14 protein-coding genes are annotated in these 15,476 nt (G+C 64.0%); 5 read left to right on the forward strand and 9 right to left on the reverse strand.

What is annotated here, in order from left to right:
• Positions 1–71 precede the first annotated feature (71 nt).
• Positions 72–620: a DUF6160 family protein gene (locus tag O6P39_RS25670; protein ID WP_275609177.1), complete on the forward strand. Its 549-nt coding sequence runs from the start codon at positions 72–74 to the stop codon at positions 618–620.
• A gap of 10 nt (positions 621–630) precedes the next feature.
• Here O6P39_RS25670 and O6P39_RS25675 read toward each other — a convergent pair whose 3' ends face one another.
• A complete protein-coding gene (locus O6P39_RS25675) occupies positions 631–1,254 on the reverse strand; it encodes a 2OG-Fe(II) oxygenase (RefSeq protein ID WP_275609178.1) in 624 nt (207 codons plus the stop codon).
• Between the two features lie 100 nt (positions 1,255–1,354).
• Between O6P39_RS25675 and O6P39_RS25680 the strand changes: the two genes are divergently transcribed.
• Complete coding sequence (locus O6P39_RS25680) at positions 1,355–2,095, forward strand: hypothetical protein (protein ID WP_275609179.1); 741 nt, start codon at positions 1,355–1,357, stop codon at positions 2,093–2,095.
• 138 nt (positions 2,096–2,233) lie between these two features.
• Here O6P39_RS25680 and O6P39_RS25685 read toward each other — a convergent pair whose 3' ends face one another.
• Positions 2,234–3,172 carry an alpha/beta hydrolase gene (locus O6P39_RS25685; protein WP_275609180.1) on the reverse strand — a complete coding sequence of 313 codons (939 nt, stop codon included), beginning with the start codon at positions 3,170–3,172 and terminating at the stop codon, positions 2,234–2,236.
• A 123-nt stretch (positions 3,173–3,295) separates the two neighbouring features.
• Here O6P39_RS25685 and O6P39_RS25690 point away from each other — a divergent pair, with 123 nt between their 5' ends.
• Positions 3,296–3,874, forward strand: a complete 579-nt coding sequence (locus tag O6P39_RS25690) for a DUF6436 domain-containing protein (RefSeq protein ID WP_275609181.1) — start codon at positions 3,296–3,298, stop codon at positions 3,872–3,874.
• 86 nt (positions 3,875–3,960) lie between these two features.
• Complete coding sequence (locus tag O6P39_RS25695; RefSeq protein WP_275609182.1) at positions 3,961–4,461, forward strand: transcriptional regulator; 501 nt, start codon at positions 3,961–3,963, stop codon at positions 4,459–4,461.
• Positions 4,462–4,467: 6 nt separating this feature from the next.
• Here O6P39_RS25695 and O6P39_RS25700 read toward each other — a convergent pair whose 3' ends face one another.
• Positions 4,468–5,520 carry an AraC family transcriptional regulator gene (locus tag O6P39_RS25700; protein ID WP_275609183.1) on the reverse strand — a complete coding sequence of 351 codons (1,053 nt, stop codon included), beginning with the start codon at positions 5,518–5,520 and terminating at the stop codon, positions 4,468–4,470.
• A 121-nt stretch (positions 5,521–5,641) separates the two neighbouring features.
• On the opposite strand from O6P39_RS25700, the gene O6P39_RS25705 reads away from it, so the two are divergent.
• Entirely contained in the window at positions 5,642–8,029 is a 2,388-nt protein-coding gene (locus O6P39_RS25705; RefSeq protein ID WP_275609184.1) for a penicillin acylase family protein, read from the forward strand.
• Between the two features lie 403 nt (positions 8,030–8,432).
• Here the strand turns inward: O6P39_RS25705 and O6P39_RS25710 are convergent, their stop codons facing one another.
• The 6 genes from O6P39_RS25710 to O6P39_RS25735 all read right to left on the reverse strand — a co-directional run bounded on the left by O6P39_RS25710 (position 8,433) and on the right by O6P39_RS25735 (position 15,417).
• Positions 8,433–9,308: an ABC transporter permease subunit gene (locus O6P39_RS25710; protein ID WP_275609185.1), complete on the reverse strand. Its 876-nt coding sequence runs from the start codon at positions 9,306–9,308 to the stop codon at positions 8,433–8,435.
• A complete protein-coding gene (locus tag O6P39_RS25715) occupies positions 9,305–10,186 on the reverse strand; it encodes an ABC transporter permease subunit (RefSeq protein WP_275612032.1) in 882 nt (293 codons plus the stop codon). The genes O6P39_RS25710 and O6P39_RS25715 overlap by 4 nt, the downstream gene beginning before the upstream one ends.
• Before the next feature lie 26 nt (positions 10,187–10,212).
• Complete coding sequence (gene potA / locus O6P39_RS25720; RefSeq protein WP_275609186.1) at positions 10,213–11,367, reverse strand: polyamine ABC transporter ATP-binding protein; 1,155 nt, start codon at positions 11,365–11,367, stop codon at positions 10,213–10,215.
• A 152-nt stretch (positions 11,368–11,519) separates the two neighbouring features.
• Positions 11,520–12,590: a polyamine ABC transporter substrate-binding protein gene (locus O6P39_RS25725; protein WP_275612033.1), complete on the reverse strand. Its 1,071-nt coding sequence runs from the start codon at positions 12,588–12,590 to the stop codon at positions 11,520–11,522.
• Positions 12,591–12,834: 244 nt separating this feature from the next.
• Complete coding sequence (locus tag O6P39_RS25730; RefSeq protein ID WP_275609187.1) at positions 12,835–13,935, reverse strand: polyamine ABC transporter substrate-binding protein; 1,101 nt, start codon at positions 13,933–13,935, stop codon at positions 12,835–12,837.
• Between the two features lie 117 nt (positions 13,936–14,052).
• Positions 14,053–15,417, reverse strand: a complete 1,365-nt coding sequence (locus O6P39_RS25735) for an aspartate aminotransferase family protein (RefSeq protein WP_275609188.1) — start codon at positions 15,415–15,417, stop codon at positions 14,053–14,055.
• Between the last annotated feature and the right edge of the window lie 59 nt (positions 15,418–15,476).

Below are 15,476 nucleotides of genomic sequence, written 5' to 3' on the forward strand. Positions count from 1 at the left end.
GCACTGGCCGCCTGGGCGTCGCCTGACCAGACTGACGCATCGGCCAATCCCCTCCCCTCGGAGCCCCCAGCATGTCCCGCCTGTTCGCCCTGTCCGCAGCCGCTGCGGCGCTGCTCCACCTGTCGGTCAGCCAGGCCGCCCTCGAAGCGCTCGACAACGCGAGCCTCGGCGCGGTCAGCGGCCAGGACGGCATCAGCATCCGCGCCGACGTACTGGCGCACATCGGCAGCGCCGCCTGGAATGATGGCGGCGGCAGCGTCTCGTTGCGCAACGTTTCCATCGATAACGGCTGCGTGAGCGCCAGTGCCTGCCCCAACGGCCGCGGCGGCAGCTTGCCGTATGGCGCCGCGCAACTGGGACTGACCCTGCCGATCTTCGGCATCGAGCTACCAACCCTGCAGGTGGACGTGGTGCAGAATGCCAACGGCAAGCAACAGCTCGCCCTGACGCTGCCGAACCTCACCAGCATCAACCAGCAACTCAACGCCAGCGGCCTGCCGGCGCAGACCATCCGCGTGCGGATGATCGGCGACCTCTATGTCGGCAACGGGCGCCTGGGCACGCTGGAAGTCCGCGATATCCAGGACATCAGCGGGACCCTGAAGGTATGGGGACACTGAGCCGGACGGCTCAGAAAGACGAATCACCGCGCCGGCGGAACCAGCCGGTCAGCGACAGGCGTTCATGGCTGGCCGGCAGCACTTCGTGGGGGAACTCGCTGGAGAGGAACACCACCAGCCGTCCGCCGATCGGCGCCAGGTCCAGCGTCTGCTCGTCGGGCAGGTACATCCGCAGCGCGCCGCCCTGCGCTTCCCGCCAGTCGGGATTGAGGTAGAACACCGCCGAGAGGGTGCGGCGATCATCGTCGCGGAAGCGGTCCAGGTGCTTCTGGTAGAACGCACCCGGCGGATAGAGGGCGAAGTGTCCCTCGAAGTCTTCCAGGCCGAGGTAGAGCGAGCGATTGATCAGCCGGCGCAACTCGTCCAGCGCCCGCAGATAGAGATCGCAGGCTTCGGACTGGCCGGGTTCTATCCACTGGATGCGGTCGCCACGGATACCTTCGCGCACTGCCTGCCCCTCACCCCGGCCGATGGCAGCAGCGGCCAGCTTGCCGGACGCATCACGGGCACGGCACTCCGTCGCCAATTGGGCGATCAAGGCATCGGGAAGGAAGGCGTCCTGCTGCGACCAGCCCTTGTCGGCGAGGTCGTCGACGATGCGCTGCAGCAGGGAAGAATCGGTGTCGAAATCCATGGCGCATTGTAACGTCCGACGCCAGTGGCTCGACAAGCGGGGCAAGCCTTGCCGACAATAGCCCCCGGCGAGCGAACCCTGCCGCCCACAAGGAGTTGCAATGCGCGTACTGCTGGCCCTCACTCTTCTGGTACTGGGCATGCCCGCCCTGGCTGACAATTACCAGCGCCTCTACCAGGCCGCCGGTTGGCCCGAGCAGCGCGCACACTTCAATGACGCCCTGCACGCCGCGCAGAAGCGCTACCAGGGCAACTTGCCCCCGGCGCTCTACCAGGCCCTGGTGGACAACAGCAACCGCCGCTTCGCCGCTGCCGACATCGACCAGCGCGCCCTCTCCAGCCTGCGCCAGAACCTGCCGGACAGCACACCGGCACTGACCTTCTTCGAATCCCCCCTGGGCCGCAAGGTCGCCACCGCCGAAACCTTCGCCACCCGCAGCGACCAGTTGCTCAAGTACGCCAACGGCCTGCCGCGCCAGCAGGCCAGCGAGGCACGGCGCCAGCTGGTGCAGCGCCTGGGCAAGGTGCTGCCGGCCCGCGAAGCCGGCGCGGAAGTCAGCCTGGCGCTGGCCAGCGTCGCCGCCGACAGCCTCAGCCAGATGCTCCCCGGCCTGCTCGGCGCCGGCCAGGCGCAAGGCATGCTCGACGGCCAACGGCAGAAGCTGATGGGGCAGATCGGCGCCGATCTGGATAACACCTTGCTCTATGTCTATCGCGGGCTGGACGATGCCGAGCTGGGCCAGTTCGCTGCGTTCAGCGAGTCCCCGGCCGGGCGCACCTACTATCGTGCCGCCCTGGCCGCCCTGCGCGCCGGGTTGTCCGTTTCATCCGACGGTCAGTGATCGGACTTTACCTACCGCACCTGGGGACCACTCCGAGGAACCGCCCGCCTAGAATCGCTCCCGCTGTAGCGGGGGTGGCGCCTGAGGAAGATGGCGCAAGGAGTGAAGGACACACCCCCACTCGTCCGGACTCCCTCCCTACCCCAATCTCTCGCTGAGAAATTCGAAGTAGCGCTGGCGCAAGACCTCGCTCTCGTTCGCCAGATGGTGCCGCGCGCCGGTGAGCAGCAGACACTCGATTTTCTCGAACTTGTCCTCCAGCACCCTCAGGTTGTACCGCCAGTCCACTGTCTCGTCGGCGTCGCCCTGCACCACCAGCAGACTCTGCGCGCCCGGAGAGGCGGCCTCGATACGTGGAATCCAGCGCGCCAACGCGCCCACCCAGGCGGTCGGCAGGGTGCGCGGCTGCAGGGGATCGCGATCCCGCAGGAAAGCCAGGAATTCGGGGTCGGTGGAGTTTTCGGTGAAACGTCGCGGAATCGAATCCACGAAGGGCCGCAACACCTGGTAGCTCAACTTCGACCAGCCCCAGGCGCGCGGGCGGACCAGCGGCGCCAGCAGGATGGTTCGCCCCAGCTCCGGCCGCATCTCGCCGGTGAGCAGATAGTCCAGCAGGATCGCCCCACCGGTACTCTGCCCGCACAGATGCCACGGCTGCGGCAGATCCAGCGCCTGGGCCTGGCCGAGCAGGCCGGTCAGTACCGTCTGGTACTCGGAGAAATCGCCGATGCTCGCCGCCTTGCCTTCCGACAGGCCGTGGCCCGGCAGGTCGAAGGCCAGCACCGCGAAGCCCATGCCCACCGCCCAGTCGATCACATGGCGGTACAGACCCATGTGATCGTAGTAACCATGCAGCAGCAGCAGGGTGCCGCGCGCCAGCGCCGGCCGCCAGAGTTGCGCGGCAATGCGATAACCGCCCGCCTCGAACGTGCCCAGGCGGCTGTGCAGGCCGGGGTAGCGCCCGCTCAGGTCGAGCCCGTAGAAACGCTGATACAGGGCGATGCCACCCTCCGTCGTCGCTGCGGTCAGTGGTCGCAGGAGCGGACGCAGCAGATCGGGCTGGAAGGCTTCAGACATGGGCGATTCGCTTATCGGCAGGAAGTGAAAGGGAGCTCGGTGCGCTGCTGGGATATTCAGCCGCGGCCGTCATCATGGCAAGCTTGACGGCTATCTTACTGGCCGCCGTCCGCGAGAGATGCCATGTCCACCCGCCGCAAAACGCTTATCGGCTGGCTGATCGCCGCCCTCTGCCTCGCCGGCCTGCTCAGTACCTACGCCTGGTACGAGAAGCGCTACATCCGGCCCTTCAGCCAGCAGCCGCAACTATTCTCCGGCGACCACCTGATGCTGCCGGCGCAGCTGGCCGGCCCGGGGCACATCCGCCTGGTGCATTTCTGGGACCCGGCCTGCCCGTGCAACGTCGGCAACCAGCAGCACCTCGCCGAGCTGATCGCCCGCTTCGCCCCGCAAGGCGTGGACTTCTACGCCGTGCAGAAAGCCGGCAGTCACGGGCAACTGCCCGACACCCTCAAGTCCATGCGCCCGCTGCCCACCCTGCCCGGCGCCGAACAACTGCCCGCCACGCCTGCCGTGGCGATCTGGGACGCCCAGGGCAATCTCGCCTACGTCGGTCCCTACAGCGAAGGCGCGGTGTGCACCTCCAGCAACAGCTTCATCGAACCGATCCTCGAGGCGCTGGTGCAGGGCCGGCGCGTACAGGCGACCCATACCCTGGCGGTTGGCTGCTATTGCCCCTGGACCGGCACCGCGAAGAAGTAGTGACGCAACACCGGAAACGATCACCAATCCATGGCTACACTTGCAGCGCTGGCCCATGAAGGGCCACTTGCTACCAAGGAGTTCATATGCGTCTTCATTCCGCCCTCGCTTTCTGTGCCGTTCTCGCCCTGCCGCTGGCCGCTCACGCGGACGACACGCCCAGCAGCAGCCAGGTGATGGCCCAGCACAAGGAGGCCATCAACAACCGCCTCGCTGACATCGACTACAAGCGCAAGCGCATCGTCGAAGCGAACATGAAGCTCAACCCGCAGGAAGGCGAGAAGTTCTGGCCGATCTACAACAGCTACCGTACCGAGGCCGACAAGCTGAGCAAGAAGACGCTGTCGATCATCATCGACTACGCCGGCGCCTATAACACCGGCGCGGTCAGCAATGATGACGCCAGCAAGCTGCAGAAGCAGGTGCTGGAGCTGCAGGACGACAAGCAGGACCTGAAGGAGAAGTACGTCAAGCGCATCGCCAAGGAAGTTTCGGCCACCCGCGCCCTGCGCTTCCTGCAGATCGAGGACCAGCTCGACGCCATGGCCCTGCTCGAAGTGACCCGCGAGATTCCGCTGGCCGACTGATCGCGCTCAGGACTCGGCACCGCCATCGCGCAGCCATTGTCGGTAGCGCTCCGGCGGCGCCGAGTACCAACGTCGGAACGCCCGGTAGAAGGGCGACAACTCGGCGAAGCCGCAGGCGCGAGCCACGTCGCGGATCGCCATCCCCTGATCCAGCATCTGCGCGGCACGCTGCCGGCGCACCTCCTCTCGTACATCCCTGAAGGTCTGCGCCCTGGCCGCCAGGCTGCGCTGCAGCAGCCCAGGACGCACGCCCAGCTCGCCCGCGCAACTGCGCAGCGAGCACTCCCCAGCACCCAGCCGCACGCCGATCAGATAGCGCAGGCGGTTGAGCAGGTCATTCTCGTCGAACGTCCCCAACTGCTCGCGAGCGTGGGCGCTAAGCAGGCGGTGCAAGTCCGGGTTGGCGGTGCGCGAAGGACGCGAGAGCAACGCACGATCGAACAGCACGGCATCGTGTGGCTCTCCGAATAGCGGGGTGAGCCCATACAGCCGCCGATGCTCGGTCAGGCGGCGCGGCGCGGTATGGCGGAACTCGATCGCGCTGACGCGAAATTCACCGTCGGTGATCAACGCCAGCAGCTTGAGGAACAGCAGCATCAGGCATTCCATCTGCTGGCGCAGGCTCGGCACGCCCAGGTAGTTGAGGTCGAGGATCAGCCGTACCTGCTCGCCCTCCTCCTGCATCTGCGCGGCGAAGCCCCCGGAAAGGATGTGCTGGAAACGCAGGAAGCTCGCCAGCGCCTCGCGCAGGTCAGCGCTGGCCATCAACAGGTAGCCAACCACGTCCAGCAGGCGCGGCTTCATCACCTCGCCCAGGTGCAGGCCGATGTCGCGGTCGCCGGTGATCTCATCGAGCGTGCTCCAGAACAGCGGCGCGTCGTCATGCACCAAGCGGCCGCTCTGGGCCGGCGCCGGCAGGCGGACCTTCTGCAGGGCCTGGCGATAGATGTCGGTCGGGTCGAAGCCCAGGTCGGCGAGCGATTCATACAACAGTCGCCGCAGTGTGGCGGACTGGGTCAGCGCGGGGGTGGCCGGGAAATTCAGCTCGGGGATGGACATGGCGTCTCGTTGCTCGATCACAGCAGTTTGACCAAAGAATTCCAGCCCAGAGACATTCGGTCAATGAACGGCAACGTCCTTCCTTTGCAGAATCCCTCGCATAACAACAAGGAGTTGCCGCATGAAACGCACTTTGACTGTCCTCGCTGTCGTCGTGGCCGCCGCCGCGGCGGGTGCCGGCTGGTACCTGCACGGCAAGCAACCGCAACGTGACGGACAGCTGCCCCTGGCCGGCCTGCACAGCGAGGTCACGGTTCGCTACGACGAGCGCGGCGTGCCGCACATCAAGGCCGGCAGCGAGGATGACCTGTACCGGGCCATCGGCTACGTCCACGCCCAGGACCGCCTGTTCCAGATGGAAATGCTGCGGCGCCTGTCGCGCGGCGAGCTGGCCGAGGTGCTGGGGCCCAAGCTGGTGGACACCGACCGCATGTTCCGCAGCCTGCGCATTCGCGACAAGGCCGCCGACTATGTGGCGCGCCAGGACAAGAACTCCCCGGCCTGGAAGGCGCTGGTGGCCTATCTGGATGGCGTCAACCAGTTCCAGGACAGCCATCCGCGCCCGCTGGAGTTCGACATCCTCGGCATCCCCAAGCGACCGTTCACCCCCGAGGATACGGTCAGCGTCGTCGGCTACATGGCCTACAGCTTCGCCGCCGCCTTCCGCACCGAGCCGGTGCTTACCTACGTGCGCGACCAGCTGGGGACGGAGTACCTTAAGGTCTTCGACCTGGCCTGGCATCCGGAGGGCGTGCTCAAGCCGAGCCCGCTGGCCGCCGCCGACTGGCAGGACCTCAGCGCCATCGCGCGGATCAGCCACGCGGCACTGGAAGAGGCCGGCCTGCCGCAGTTCGAGGGCAGCAACGCCTGGGCCATCTCCGGTAGCCGCACCAGGAGCGGCAAGCCACTGCTGGCGGGCGACCCGCACATCCGCTTTGCAGTGCCGGCGGTGTGGTACGAGATCCAGACCAGCGCCCCGGGCTTCGAGCTCTACGGGCACTACCAGGCCCTCAACCCGTTCGCCTCGCTCGGGCACAACGAGCAGTTCGGCTGGAGCCTGACCATGTTCCAGAACGACGACGTCGACCTGATCGCCGAGAAGGTCAATCCGGACAACCCCAACCAGGTCTGGTACCAGGGGCAGTGGGTCGACCTGAAGAGCGAGGAGCAAAGCATCGCGGTCAAGGGCCAGGCACCGGTGAAGATCACCCTGCGCAGCTCGCCCCACGGCCCACTGGTCAACGATGCCCTGGGCACTGCCTCGGGCAAGACCCCGGTGGCGATGTGGTGGGCCTTCCTCGAAACCCAGAACCCGCTCCTCGACGCCTTCTACCAACTCGACCGCGCCGACACCCTGGACAAGGCCCGCGCCGCGGCCTCGAAAATCCACTCGCCGGGCCTCAACGTGATCTGGGCCAACGCCCGTGGCGACATCGGCTGGTGGGCTTCGGCGCAACTGCCGGTGCGCCCGGACGGGGTGGTGCCCTACTTCCTACTCGACGGCAGCACGGGCCAGGCCGACAAGAGCGGCTTCTACCCCTTCAGCGAAAACCCGCAGGAAGAGAATCCGGCGCGCGGCTACATCGTGTCCGCCAACTTCCAGCCGGTCCCGGCCAATGGCCGACCGATCCCCGGCTACTACAACCTGCCCGATCGCGGCCAGCGCCTGAACGAACGCCTGGCCGACACCTCGGTGAAATGGGACCTGCAGAACAGCCAGGCGCTGCAACTGGACACCGCCACCGGCTACGGGCCGCGGGTCCTCAAGCCGTTGCTGCCGCTGCTGCGCGAGGCGGCTTCGACGACCGAGGAGAAGGCGCTGGTCGAGCAACTGGCGGCCTGGCAGGGCGATCATCCGGTCGACTCGGTCACCGCCACCCTGTTCAACCAGCTGCTGTACCAGATCGCCGAGGGCGCGATGCGCGACGAGATGGGTGACGCCTTCTTCGACAACCTGCTGTCGACCCGCGTGCTGGATGTCGCCCTGCCGCGCCTGGTGGCCGATGACAGCTCGCCCTGGTGGGACAACCGCAAGACAGAGCAGAAGGAAACCCGCACCGATATCGTCAAGGCTGCCTGGAAGGCCAGCCTGGACCACCTGCGCGCGACGCTGGGCCAGGATTCGGCGCAATGGCAGTGGGGCAAGGCGCACACCCTGACCCACGGCCACCCCCTGGGACAGCAGAAGCCGCTTGACCGAATCTTCAATGTCGGCCCCTTCGCCGCGCCCGGCGGACACGAGACGCCGAACAACCTGTCGCACCGCGTCGGCCCGGCGCCCTGGCAGGTGGTGTACGGCCCGTCCACCCGCCGTCTGATCGACTTCGCCGACCCCGCCCACAGCCTGGGCATCAACCCGGTCGGCCAGAGCGGCGTGCCCTTCGACAAGCACTATGACGATCAGGCGCAGGCCTACATCGAAGGCCAGTACCTGCCCCAGCACTTCGAGGAGGCCGAGGTGAAGGCCAACACCCAGGGCCTGCTCAGGCTGGTGCCAGTGAAGCGCTGATCCACCGCTGCAAAAACAAAACCCCGCGAAAGCGGGGTTTTGTTTTGGAGCTTGAAAGAGAGTGCTGCGGGAGATGCCGAAGCTCCCTGGCGCGTTATTTCCCCTAGGGATAACACTCGGGGTGTTGTATTGGGCGCCCTCTCCCGCACGTGTGCCAATGGTTTCACTGGAAGTTGCCGCTGACGCTGCCGGCCCTGGTTCGGGGGAGGCCGGTAAACGCCACCGAACGAGTTAAATATTAGTTGGCCATTTCGCCGGAGTAGGGCTTTGTACTTACAGATTTTTCCGATAAACCCAGGAAATCCAGACACTTCGGAATAACGTGCGCGCAAAAAAACACGGGCCACCCGAAGGTGGCCCGTGGTTCGACAATCGCCGGAAGCAACCGGCCGACAAGACGGTGTCAGGCGGTGGCTGTCGAACCCTTTTGCTGCCAGTCGGTCGCGTTGGACTCCATGGCTTCCTGGATCGCGCGCTTGCGACGCTCTTCGGCCTGACGGGTGAAGTACCAGGCGAAGAAGGTGAACAGCGAAACGGTCAGCAGGATCAGGCTGGCAACGGCGTTGATCTCCGGCTTCACACCCAGGCGCACGGCGGAGAACACTTCCATCGGCAGGGTGGTGGAACCAGGACCGGACACGAAGCTGGCCAGAACCAGGTCGTCCAGCGACAGGGCGAAGGACATCATGCCGCCCGCCGCCAGCGACGGGGCGATCATCGGGATGGTGATCAGCAGGAACACTTTCCAGGGCTTGGCGCCCAGGTCCATGGCTGCTTCTTCGATCGACAGGTCCAGCTCACGCAGGCGCGCCGACACCACTACCGCCACGTAGGACGAGCAGAAACTGGTGTGGGCGATCCAGATGGTGACGATGCCGCGCTCCTGCGGCCAGCCGATCAGCTGGGCCATGGCCACGAACAGCAGCAGCAGCGACAGACCGGTGATCACCTCGGGCATGACCAGCGGCGCGGTGACCATGCCGCCGAACAGCGTACGGCCACGGAAGCGCGGGATGCGGGTCAGCACGAAGGCGGCCAGGGTGCCCAGCGCCACGGAGGAGAACGCGGTGTAGACGGCGATTTCCAGCGAGCGGAACACCGAACCGATCAGTTGCTGGTTGTCGAGCAGGCCGACGTACCACTTGACCGACCAGCCACCCCATACGGTCACCAGTTTCGAGCCGTTGAAGGAGTAGATGACCAGGATGATCATCGGCACGTAGATGAAGAGCAGGCCCAACACCAGCATGATGTTGGAGAACGACCAGCGCTTGTTCATACCTTGCCCTCCAGCTCTTTAGCTTGGTTCTTGTTAAAGAGAATGATGGGCACGATCAGGATCGCCAGCATCACGACGGCAAGGGCAGACGCCACCGGCCAGTCACGGTTGTTGAAGAATTCCTGCCACAGCACCTTACCGATCATCAGCGTCTCGGGGCCGCCAAGCAGTTCCGGGATCACGAACTCGCCCACCGCCGGGATGAACACCAGCATGCAGCCGGCGATGATGCCGTTCTTGGACAGCGGCACGGTGATCTTCCAGAAGCGGGTGAAGTTGCGCGCACCGAGGTCGGACGCGGCTTCCAGCAGGCTCATGTCGTGCTTCACCAGGTTGGCGTAGAGCGGCATGACCATGAACGGCAGGTACGAGTAGACGATGCCGATGTACACCGCGAAGTTGGTGTTGAGGATCGTCAGCGGCTCGTTGATCACGCCCAGCCACATCAGGAAGCCGTTGAGCAGGCCGTTGTTGGACAGGATGCCCATCCAGGCGTACACGCGGATCAGGATCGCCGTCCAGGTCGGCATCATGATCAGCAGCAGCAGGACGGTCTGCATCTCCTTGCTGGCACGGGCGATGGCGTAGGCCATCGGGTAGCCGATCAGCAGGCAGAGGAAGGTACTGATCGCCGCCATCTTCAGCGAGCCGAGATAGGCGTCGATGTACAGCGGGTCGTCCGTCAGCATCAGGTAGTTGCCGAGGTTCATCACCACCTGCAACGTCTGGTCGGCGTACTGGAACACCTCGGTGTACGGCGGGATGGCCACGTCAGCGGCCGCCAGGCTGATCTTCAGCACGATGGCGAAGGGCAGCAGGAAGAACAGGAACAGCCAGAAGAACGGTATGCCGATGACGGCATGCCGCCCCCGTGGCATACGTTTCAGGATCGATGCGCCAATGTTCATGCTTGCAGTACCACGCCGCTGTCGTCATACCAGCTGATGTACACGGGCTGGTCCCAGGTCGGGCGGGCCACGTGACGCTCGGCGTTGGCCATGAAGGCCTGCACGATCATGCCCGAGGCCAGCTTGATGTAGTACACCGAGTGGCCGCCCAGGTAGGCGATGTCATAGACGGTGCCCTGGGCCCAGTTGCAGCCTTCGTGCTCCAGGTTCTCGGGCTTCTGCGCGCTGACCATGACCTTTTCCGGACGCAGCGCATAGGTGATGCGCTTGTTCTCGGCGCGGGTGCTGATGCCGTGGCCGATATAGATCGGGTTTTCCAGCTTCGGACAGGCGATCACCGCGTGGTCCTGCAGGTCTTCCACGATATCGCCATCGAACAGGTTGACGTTGCCGATGAACTCGCAGACCAGGCGGCTGGCCGGGGTCTCGTAGATGTCCATGGGGCTGCCGATCTGCTCGATGCAACCCAGGTGCATGATGGCGATGCGCTGGGCCATGGTCATGGCCTCTTCCTGGTCGTGGGTCACCATCACGCAGGTCACGCCCACGCGCTCGATGATCTCTACCAGTTCCAGCTGCATCTGCGAACGCAGCTTCTTGTCCAGGGCGCCCATCGGCTCGTCGAGCAGCAGCAGCTTCGGACGCTTGGCCAGCGAGCGGGCCAGGGCCACACGCTGACGCTGGCCACCGGAGAGCTGGTGCGGCTTGCGCTTGGCGTACTGGGTCATCTGCACGAGCTTGAGCATCTCGTCGACGATCTTGTCGATCTCGTCCTTGGGCAGGCCGTCCTGCTTGAGGCCGAAGGCGATGTTCTGCGCCACGCTCATGTGGGGGAACAGGGCGTAGGACTGGAACATCATGTTGATCGGCCGCTCATAGGGCGGCAGGTCGGTAATGTCCTGGCCATCGAGGAAGATGCGACCTTCAGTGGGACGCTCGAAACCAGCCAGCATACGCAGCAGGGTCGACTTGCCCGAACCCGAACCACCGAGCAGGGCGAAGATCTCGCCCTTCTTGATATCCAGGGACACGCTGTCCACAGCCAACGTTTCGTCGAACTGCTTGCTGACCCGGTCGATTTTTACCAGAACCTCTTTAGGTTTCTGGTCGCCGCTGAGGGCTTTCTTGTAGGCACCGGAGGCTATTGCCATTACCACAACTCCCAAATCATAGAGGCCCGGCCCCCGCGGCCGGGCATGCTTGGATAACTACAGGCTGGCGCAGTTTACGTGCGCCAAATGGGCATTCCGAGATCGCTCCGACGCACCGTGCCCGCACGGATGGAACTCGGAAGGACCCGGGTTTACTTGCCCGACTTGATCTTGGTCCAGGAACGGGTCATTAGGCGCAGGGTCTTCGGCGGCAGCTCATGCTGCACGAAGAGTTTGTCGAGAACCTCCTGGGGGGGGTACACCTCAGGATTGTTGCGCACGGACTCATCCATGAAATCGCCAGCCTTGGGGTTCGGGTTGGCGTAACCGACGTAATCGCTGACCTTGGCGATCACTTCGGGCTTGAGCAGGTAGTTGATGAACGCATGGGCGGCCTTGGGGTTGGAGGCATCCTTCGGAATGGCGAGGATGTCGAACCACAGGTTGGCGCCTTCCTTGGGAATGGCGTAGGCGATGTTCACGCCCTTGCCGGCTTCCTTGGCGCGGTTGGCGGCCTGGAATACGTCACCGGAGAAACCGGCCGCTACGCAGATGTTGCCGTTGGCCAGGTCGGAAATGTACTTCGAGGAATGGAAGTAGGTGACGTACGGACGCACCGCCATCAGCTTCTCTTCCACCTTCTTGTAGTCGTCCGGGTTGGTACTGTTGGGGTCCAAACCCAGGTACTTGAGCACAGCCGGCATCATCTCGTCGCCCGAATCGAGGAAGGCGACGCCGCACTGGCTGAGCTTTTTCATGTTCTCGGGCTCGAACAGGACGGCCCACGAATCGATCTTGTCGACACCCAGAACGGCCTTCACCTTGTCGACGTTGTAGCCGATGCCGTTGGTGCCCCACAGGTACGGCACGCCATACAGGTTGCCCGGGTCATTGGCCTCGAGCTGTTTCATCAGGTGCGGGTCAAGGTTCGACCAGTTCGGCAGCTGGCTCTTGTCCAGCTTCTGGAACGCGCCCGCCTTGATCTGGCGGCCGAGGAAGTGGTTGGACGGCACGACCACGTCATAGCCGGTGCGGCCGGCCAGCAGCTTGCCTTCCAGGGTTTCGTTGGAGTCGAAGACGTCGTACACCGGCTTGATACCGGTTTCCTTCTCGAAATCGGCCAGGGTGGTCTCGCCGATGTAGTCCGACCAGTTGTAGATATGGACGGTCTGCCCCGCCTGGGCCAACGAGGCCAGGCCGAATACGGAGACTGCGGCGATCAGGGTTCTGCGGAAGGGAATGCGCACACGTTAGTCCTCTCGTTGTTTGAACTTCTTCTGTCGGTTGGCGGCGACGGCCGTTCCGTGGATAGCGCCAAAGCCTTCAGGTGCGCGAGAGCGCCTCGACTTGCGCAGCCATTCCACTGATGGAAGCTACGGAGTTCCTGCCGGGAGAACGGGGGAGCGAACTCCCCCGCCACCTGCCCGGTACATCAGCCGGCGCGCGGACGCGCCGGCGACTTCCCGATTACTTGCCGGACTTGATGGTGGTCCAGCTGCGGGTCATCAGACGCTGGGTCTTCGCCGGCAGATCCGGGAAGGCGTACAGCTTCTTCATCACATCTTCCGGCGGGTAGATACCCGGGTCGTTACGGATCTCTTCGCTCACCAGCGGAGTCGCGGCGGCGTTGCCGTTCGGATAGGAAACGGTGTCGGAGATCTCGGCCATGATCTGCGGCTCAAGAATGAAGTTGACCCACTTCAGCGCAGCTTCCGGGTTCTCGGAATCCTTCGGGATGGCAATGGTGTCGAAGAACGCACCGGCGCCTTCCTTCGGAATCTTGTAGCTGACGTTCACACCGTTCTTGGCTTCCACGGCGCGGGACTTGGCCTGGTACACGTCGCCCGAGTAACCGATGGCCACGCAGATATTGCCGTTGGCGAGGTCGGAAATGTACTTCGAGGAGTGGAAGTAGGAGATGTACGGACGAATCTTCAGGAACAGAGCTTCAGCTTCCTTCAGCTCTTTCGGGTCCTGGCTATCCGACTTGTAGCCCAGGTAGTGCAGGGCGGCCGGCAGCATTTCGGTCGGCGAGTCGAGGAAACTCACGCCGCAGCCTTTGAGCTTCTGGATGTTTTCCGGCTTGAACACCAGGTCCCAGGAATCGACCGGCGCGTTGTCGCCCAGCGCAGCCTTGACCTTGTCCGGGTTGTAGCCGATGCCGATGGTGCCCCACATGTACGGAATGCCGTACTTGTTACCCGGGTCGCTGACTTCCATGGTCTTCATGATGTCCGGGTTCAGGTTCTTCCAGTTCGGCAGCTTGGAGCGATCCAGCGGCTGGTAGACACCGGCCTTGATCTGCTTGGCGAAGAAGGAGTTGGACGGAACCACGATGTCGTAACCCGACTTGCCGGCCAGCAGCTTGGCTTCCAGCACCTCGTTGCTGTCGTAGACGTCGTATACGACCTTGATCCCGGTTTCCTTGGTGAACTTATCGACGGTGTCCGGTGCGATGTAGTCCGACCAGTTGTAAACATGCAGCACTTTGTCATCTGCCTGCGCCATACCGGCCACAGCGCCCGCCAGAGTCACAGCGAGCAGGGATTTGCCGAGGGTGTTGAACATGCGGGTAGCTCCGTTTGTTTTTTTGATGTTCCGGGTGGCGTGGACAGTTCGATCCGTCACCACCCGGTGAGCCTGGCCAACGCACAGGCGCAGTCTGTCAAAGGTCCGGTGAAAGACTCAAGACAGAACGGCTGCGGCGGTTTGATCGAGGCACTTGCGCGCCAGGGTGATCAGGTCGTCGATCTGCGATTTTTCGATCACCAGGGGTGGCGAAATAATCATAGTGTCTCCGACCGCACGCATGATCAGGCCGTTGCGGAAGCAGTGCTCGCGGCACACCATCCCCACGCCCTTCTCGAAGCGTTCACGAGTCTTCTTGTTCTTCACCAGTTCCAGTGCTGCCACCAGACCGACGCCACGCGCTTCGCCCACCAGCGGATGGTCGGCCAGCTCCTGCCAGCGTTTTTGCAAATACGGTGCCGTTTCGGCCTTCACTCGCTCGACGATCTTCTCTTCCCGCAGGATGCGGATGTTCTCCAGCGCGACAGCCGCCGCAACCGGGTGACCAGAGTAAGTGAAGCCGTGGTAGAACTCGCCACCCTCATTCAGGGTATGGACGATTTCATCGCGAACGATCACGCCGCCCATGGGGATGTAGCCGGAAGTCAGGCCCTTGGCGATCGGCATCAGGTCCGGGGCGTTGCCGTAGTACTGGCTGCCGAACCATTCGCCGGTACGGCCAAAGCCGCAGATCACTTCGTCAGCGATGAACAGGATGTCGTACTTGGCGAGGATCTCGCGGATCTTCGGCCAATAGGTTTCCGGCGGAACGATCACGCCGCCCGCGCCCTGGATGGGCTCGGCGATGAAGGCGGCGACCTTGTCTTCGCCCACTTCCAGAATCTTCTTCTCCAGCTGCTCGGCAGCCCAGACGCCGAACTCTTCCGGCGACATGTCGCCGCCCTCGCCGTACCAGTACGGCTGCGGGATGTGCACGATGCCCGGAATCGGCAGGTCGCCCTGCTCGTGCAGCGCCTTCATGCCGCCCAGGCTGACGCCGGCGACGGTGGAGCCGTGGTAGCCGTTCCAGCGACCGATGACCACTTTCTTCTGCGGCTGGCCCTTGATGGTCCAGTAGTGGCGGACCATGCGCAGCACGGTGTCGTTCGACTCGGAGCCCGAACCGGTGAAGAACACGTGGTTCATGCCTTCGGGGGCGATGTCGGCGATGGCCTTGGCCAGTTCCAGCGCCGGCGGGTGGGCGGTCTGGAAGAACAGGTTGTAGTAGGGCAGTTCCTGCATCTGCTTGTAGGCGGCTTCAGCAAGTTCCTTGCGACCGTAGCCAACGTTCACGCACCACAGGCCGGCCATGCCATCGAGGATCTTGTTGCCCTCGCTGTCCCACAGGTAGATGCCTTCGGCCTTGGTGATGATGCGAGCGCCCTTCTCGTTCAGCTGCTTGTAGTCAGTGAACGGAGCCAGGTGGTGTTCGCGGCTGAGCGCCTGCCAATGCTGGGTCTTGGCGCTGGTCTGGATAGTCATCTCGTAAAAACCTCTCTCTAAGTAACACAGGGCCCGGACGGGGTTCCGGGCCCCACGCC

It is taken from the genome of Pseudomonas sp. PSE14, assembly GCF_029203285.1.
Taxonomy (GTDB): Bacteria; Pseudomonadota; Gammaproteobacteria; order Pseudomonadales; family Pseudomonadaceae; genus Pseudomonas.

Bases quoted from the DNA above. Each gene is read 5' to 3' on its own strand.
- O6P39_RS25715 (WP_275612032.1), bottom strand. From the start codon at position 10,186: ATGCCACGGGGGCGGCATGCCGTCATCGGCATACCGTTCTTCTGGCTG.
- O6P39_RS25675 (WP_275609178.1), bottom strand. From the start codon at position 1,254: ATGGATTTCGACACCGATTCTTCCCTGCTGCAGCGCATCGTCGACGAC.
- O6P39_RS25730 (WP_275609187.1), bottom strand. From the start codon at position 13,935: ATGTTCAACACCCTCGGCAAATCCCTGCTCGCTGTGACTCTGGCGGGC.
- O6P39_RS25670 (WP_275609177.1), top strand. From the start codon at position 72: ATGTCCCGCCTGTTCGCCCTGTCCGCAGCCGCTGCGGCGCTGCTCCAC.
- O6P39_RS25680 (WP_275609179.1), top strand. From the start codon at position 1,355: ATGCGCGTACTGCTGGCCCTCACTCTTCTGGTACTGGGCATGCCCGCC.
- O6P39_RS25710 (WP_275609185.1), bottom strand. From the start codon at position 9,308: ATGAACAAGCGCTGGTCGTTCTCCAACATCATGCTGGTGTTGGGCCTG.
- O6P39_RS25735 (WP_275609188.1), bottom strand. From the start codon at position 15,417: ATGACTATCCAGACCAGCGCCAAGACCCAGCATTGGCAGGCGCTCAGC.
- potA (WP_275609186.1), bottom strand. From the start codon at position 11,367: ATGGCAATAGCCTCCGGTGCCTACAAGAAAGCCCTCAGCGGCGACCAG.
- O6P39_RS25700 (WP_275609183.1), bottom strand. From the start codon at position 5,520: ATGTCCATCCCCGAGCTGAATTTCCCGGCCACCCCCGCGCTGACCCAG.
- O6P39_RS25695 (WP_275609182.1), top strand. From the start codon at position 3,961: ATGCGTCTTCATTCCGCCCTCGCTTTCTGTGCCGTTCTCGCCCTGCCG.
- O6P39_RS25685 (WP_275609180.1), bottom strand. From the start codon at position 3,172: ATGTCTGAAGCCTTCCAGCCCGATCTGCTGCGTCCGCTCCTGCGACCA.
- O6P39_RS25705 (WP_275609184.1), top strand. From the start codon at position 5,642: ATGAAACGCACTTTGACTGTCCTCGCTGTCGTCGTGGCCGCCGCCGCG.
- O6P39_RS25690 (WP_275609181.1), top strand. From the start codon at position 3,296: ATGTCCACCCGCCGCAAAACGCTTATCGGCTGGCTGATCGCCGCCCTC.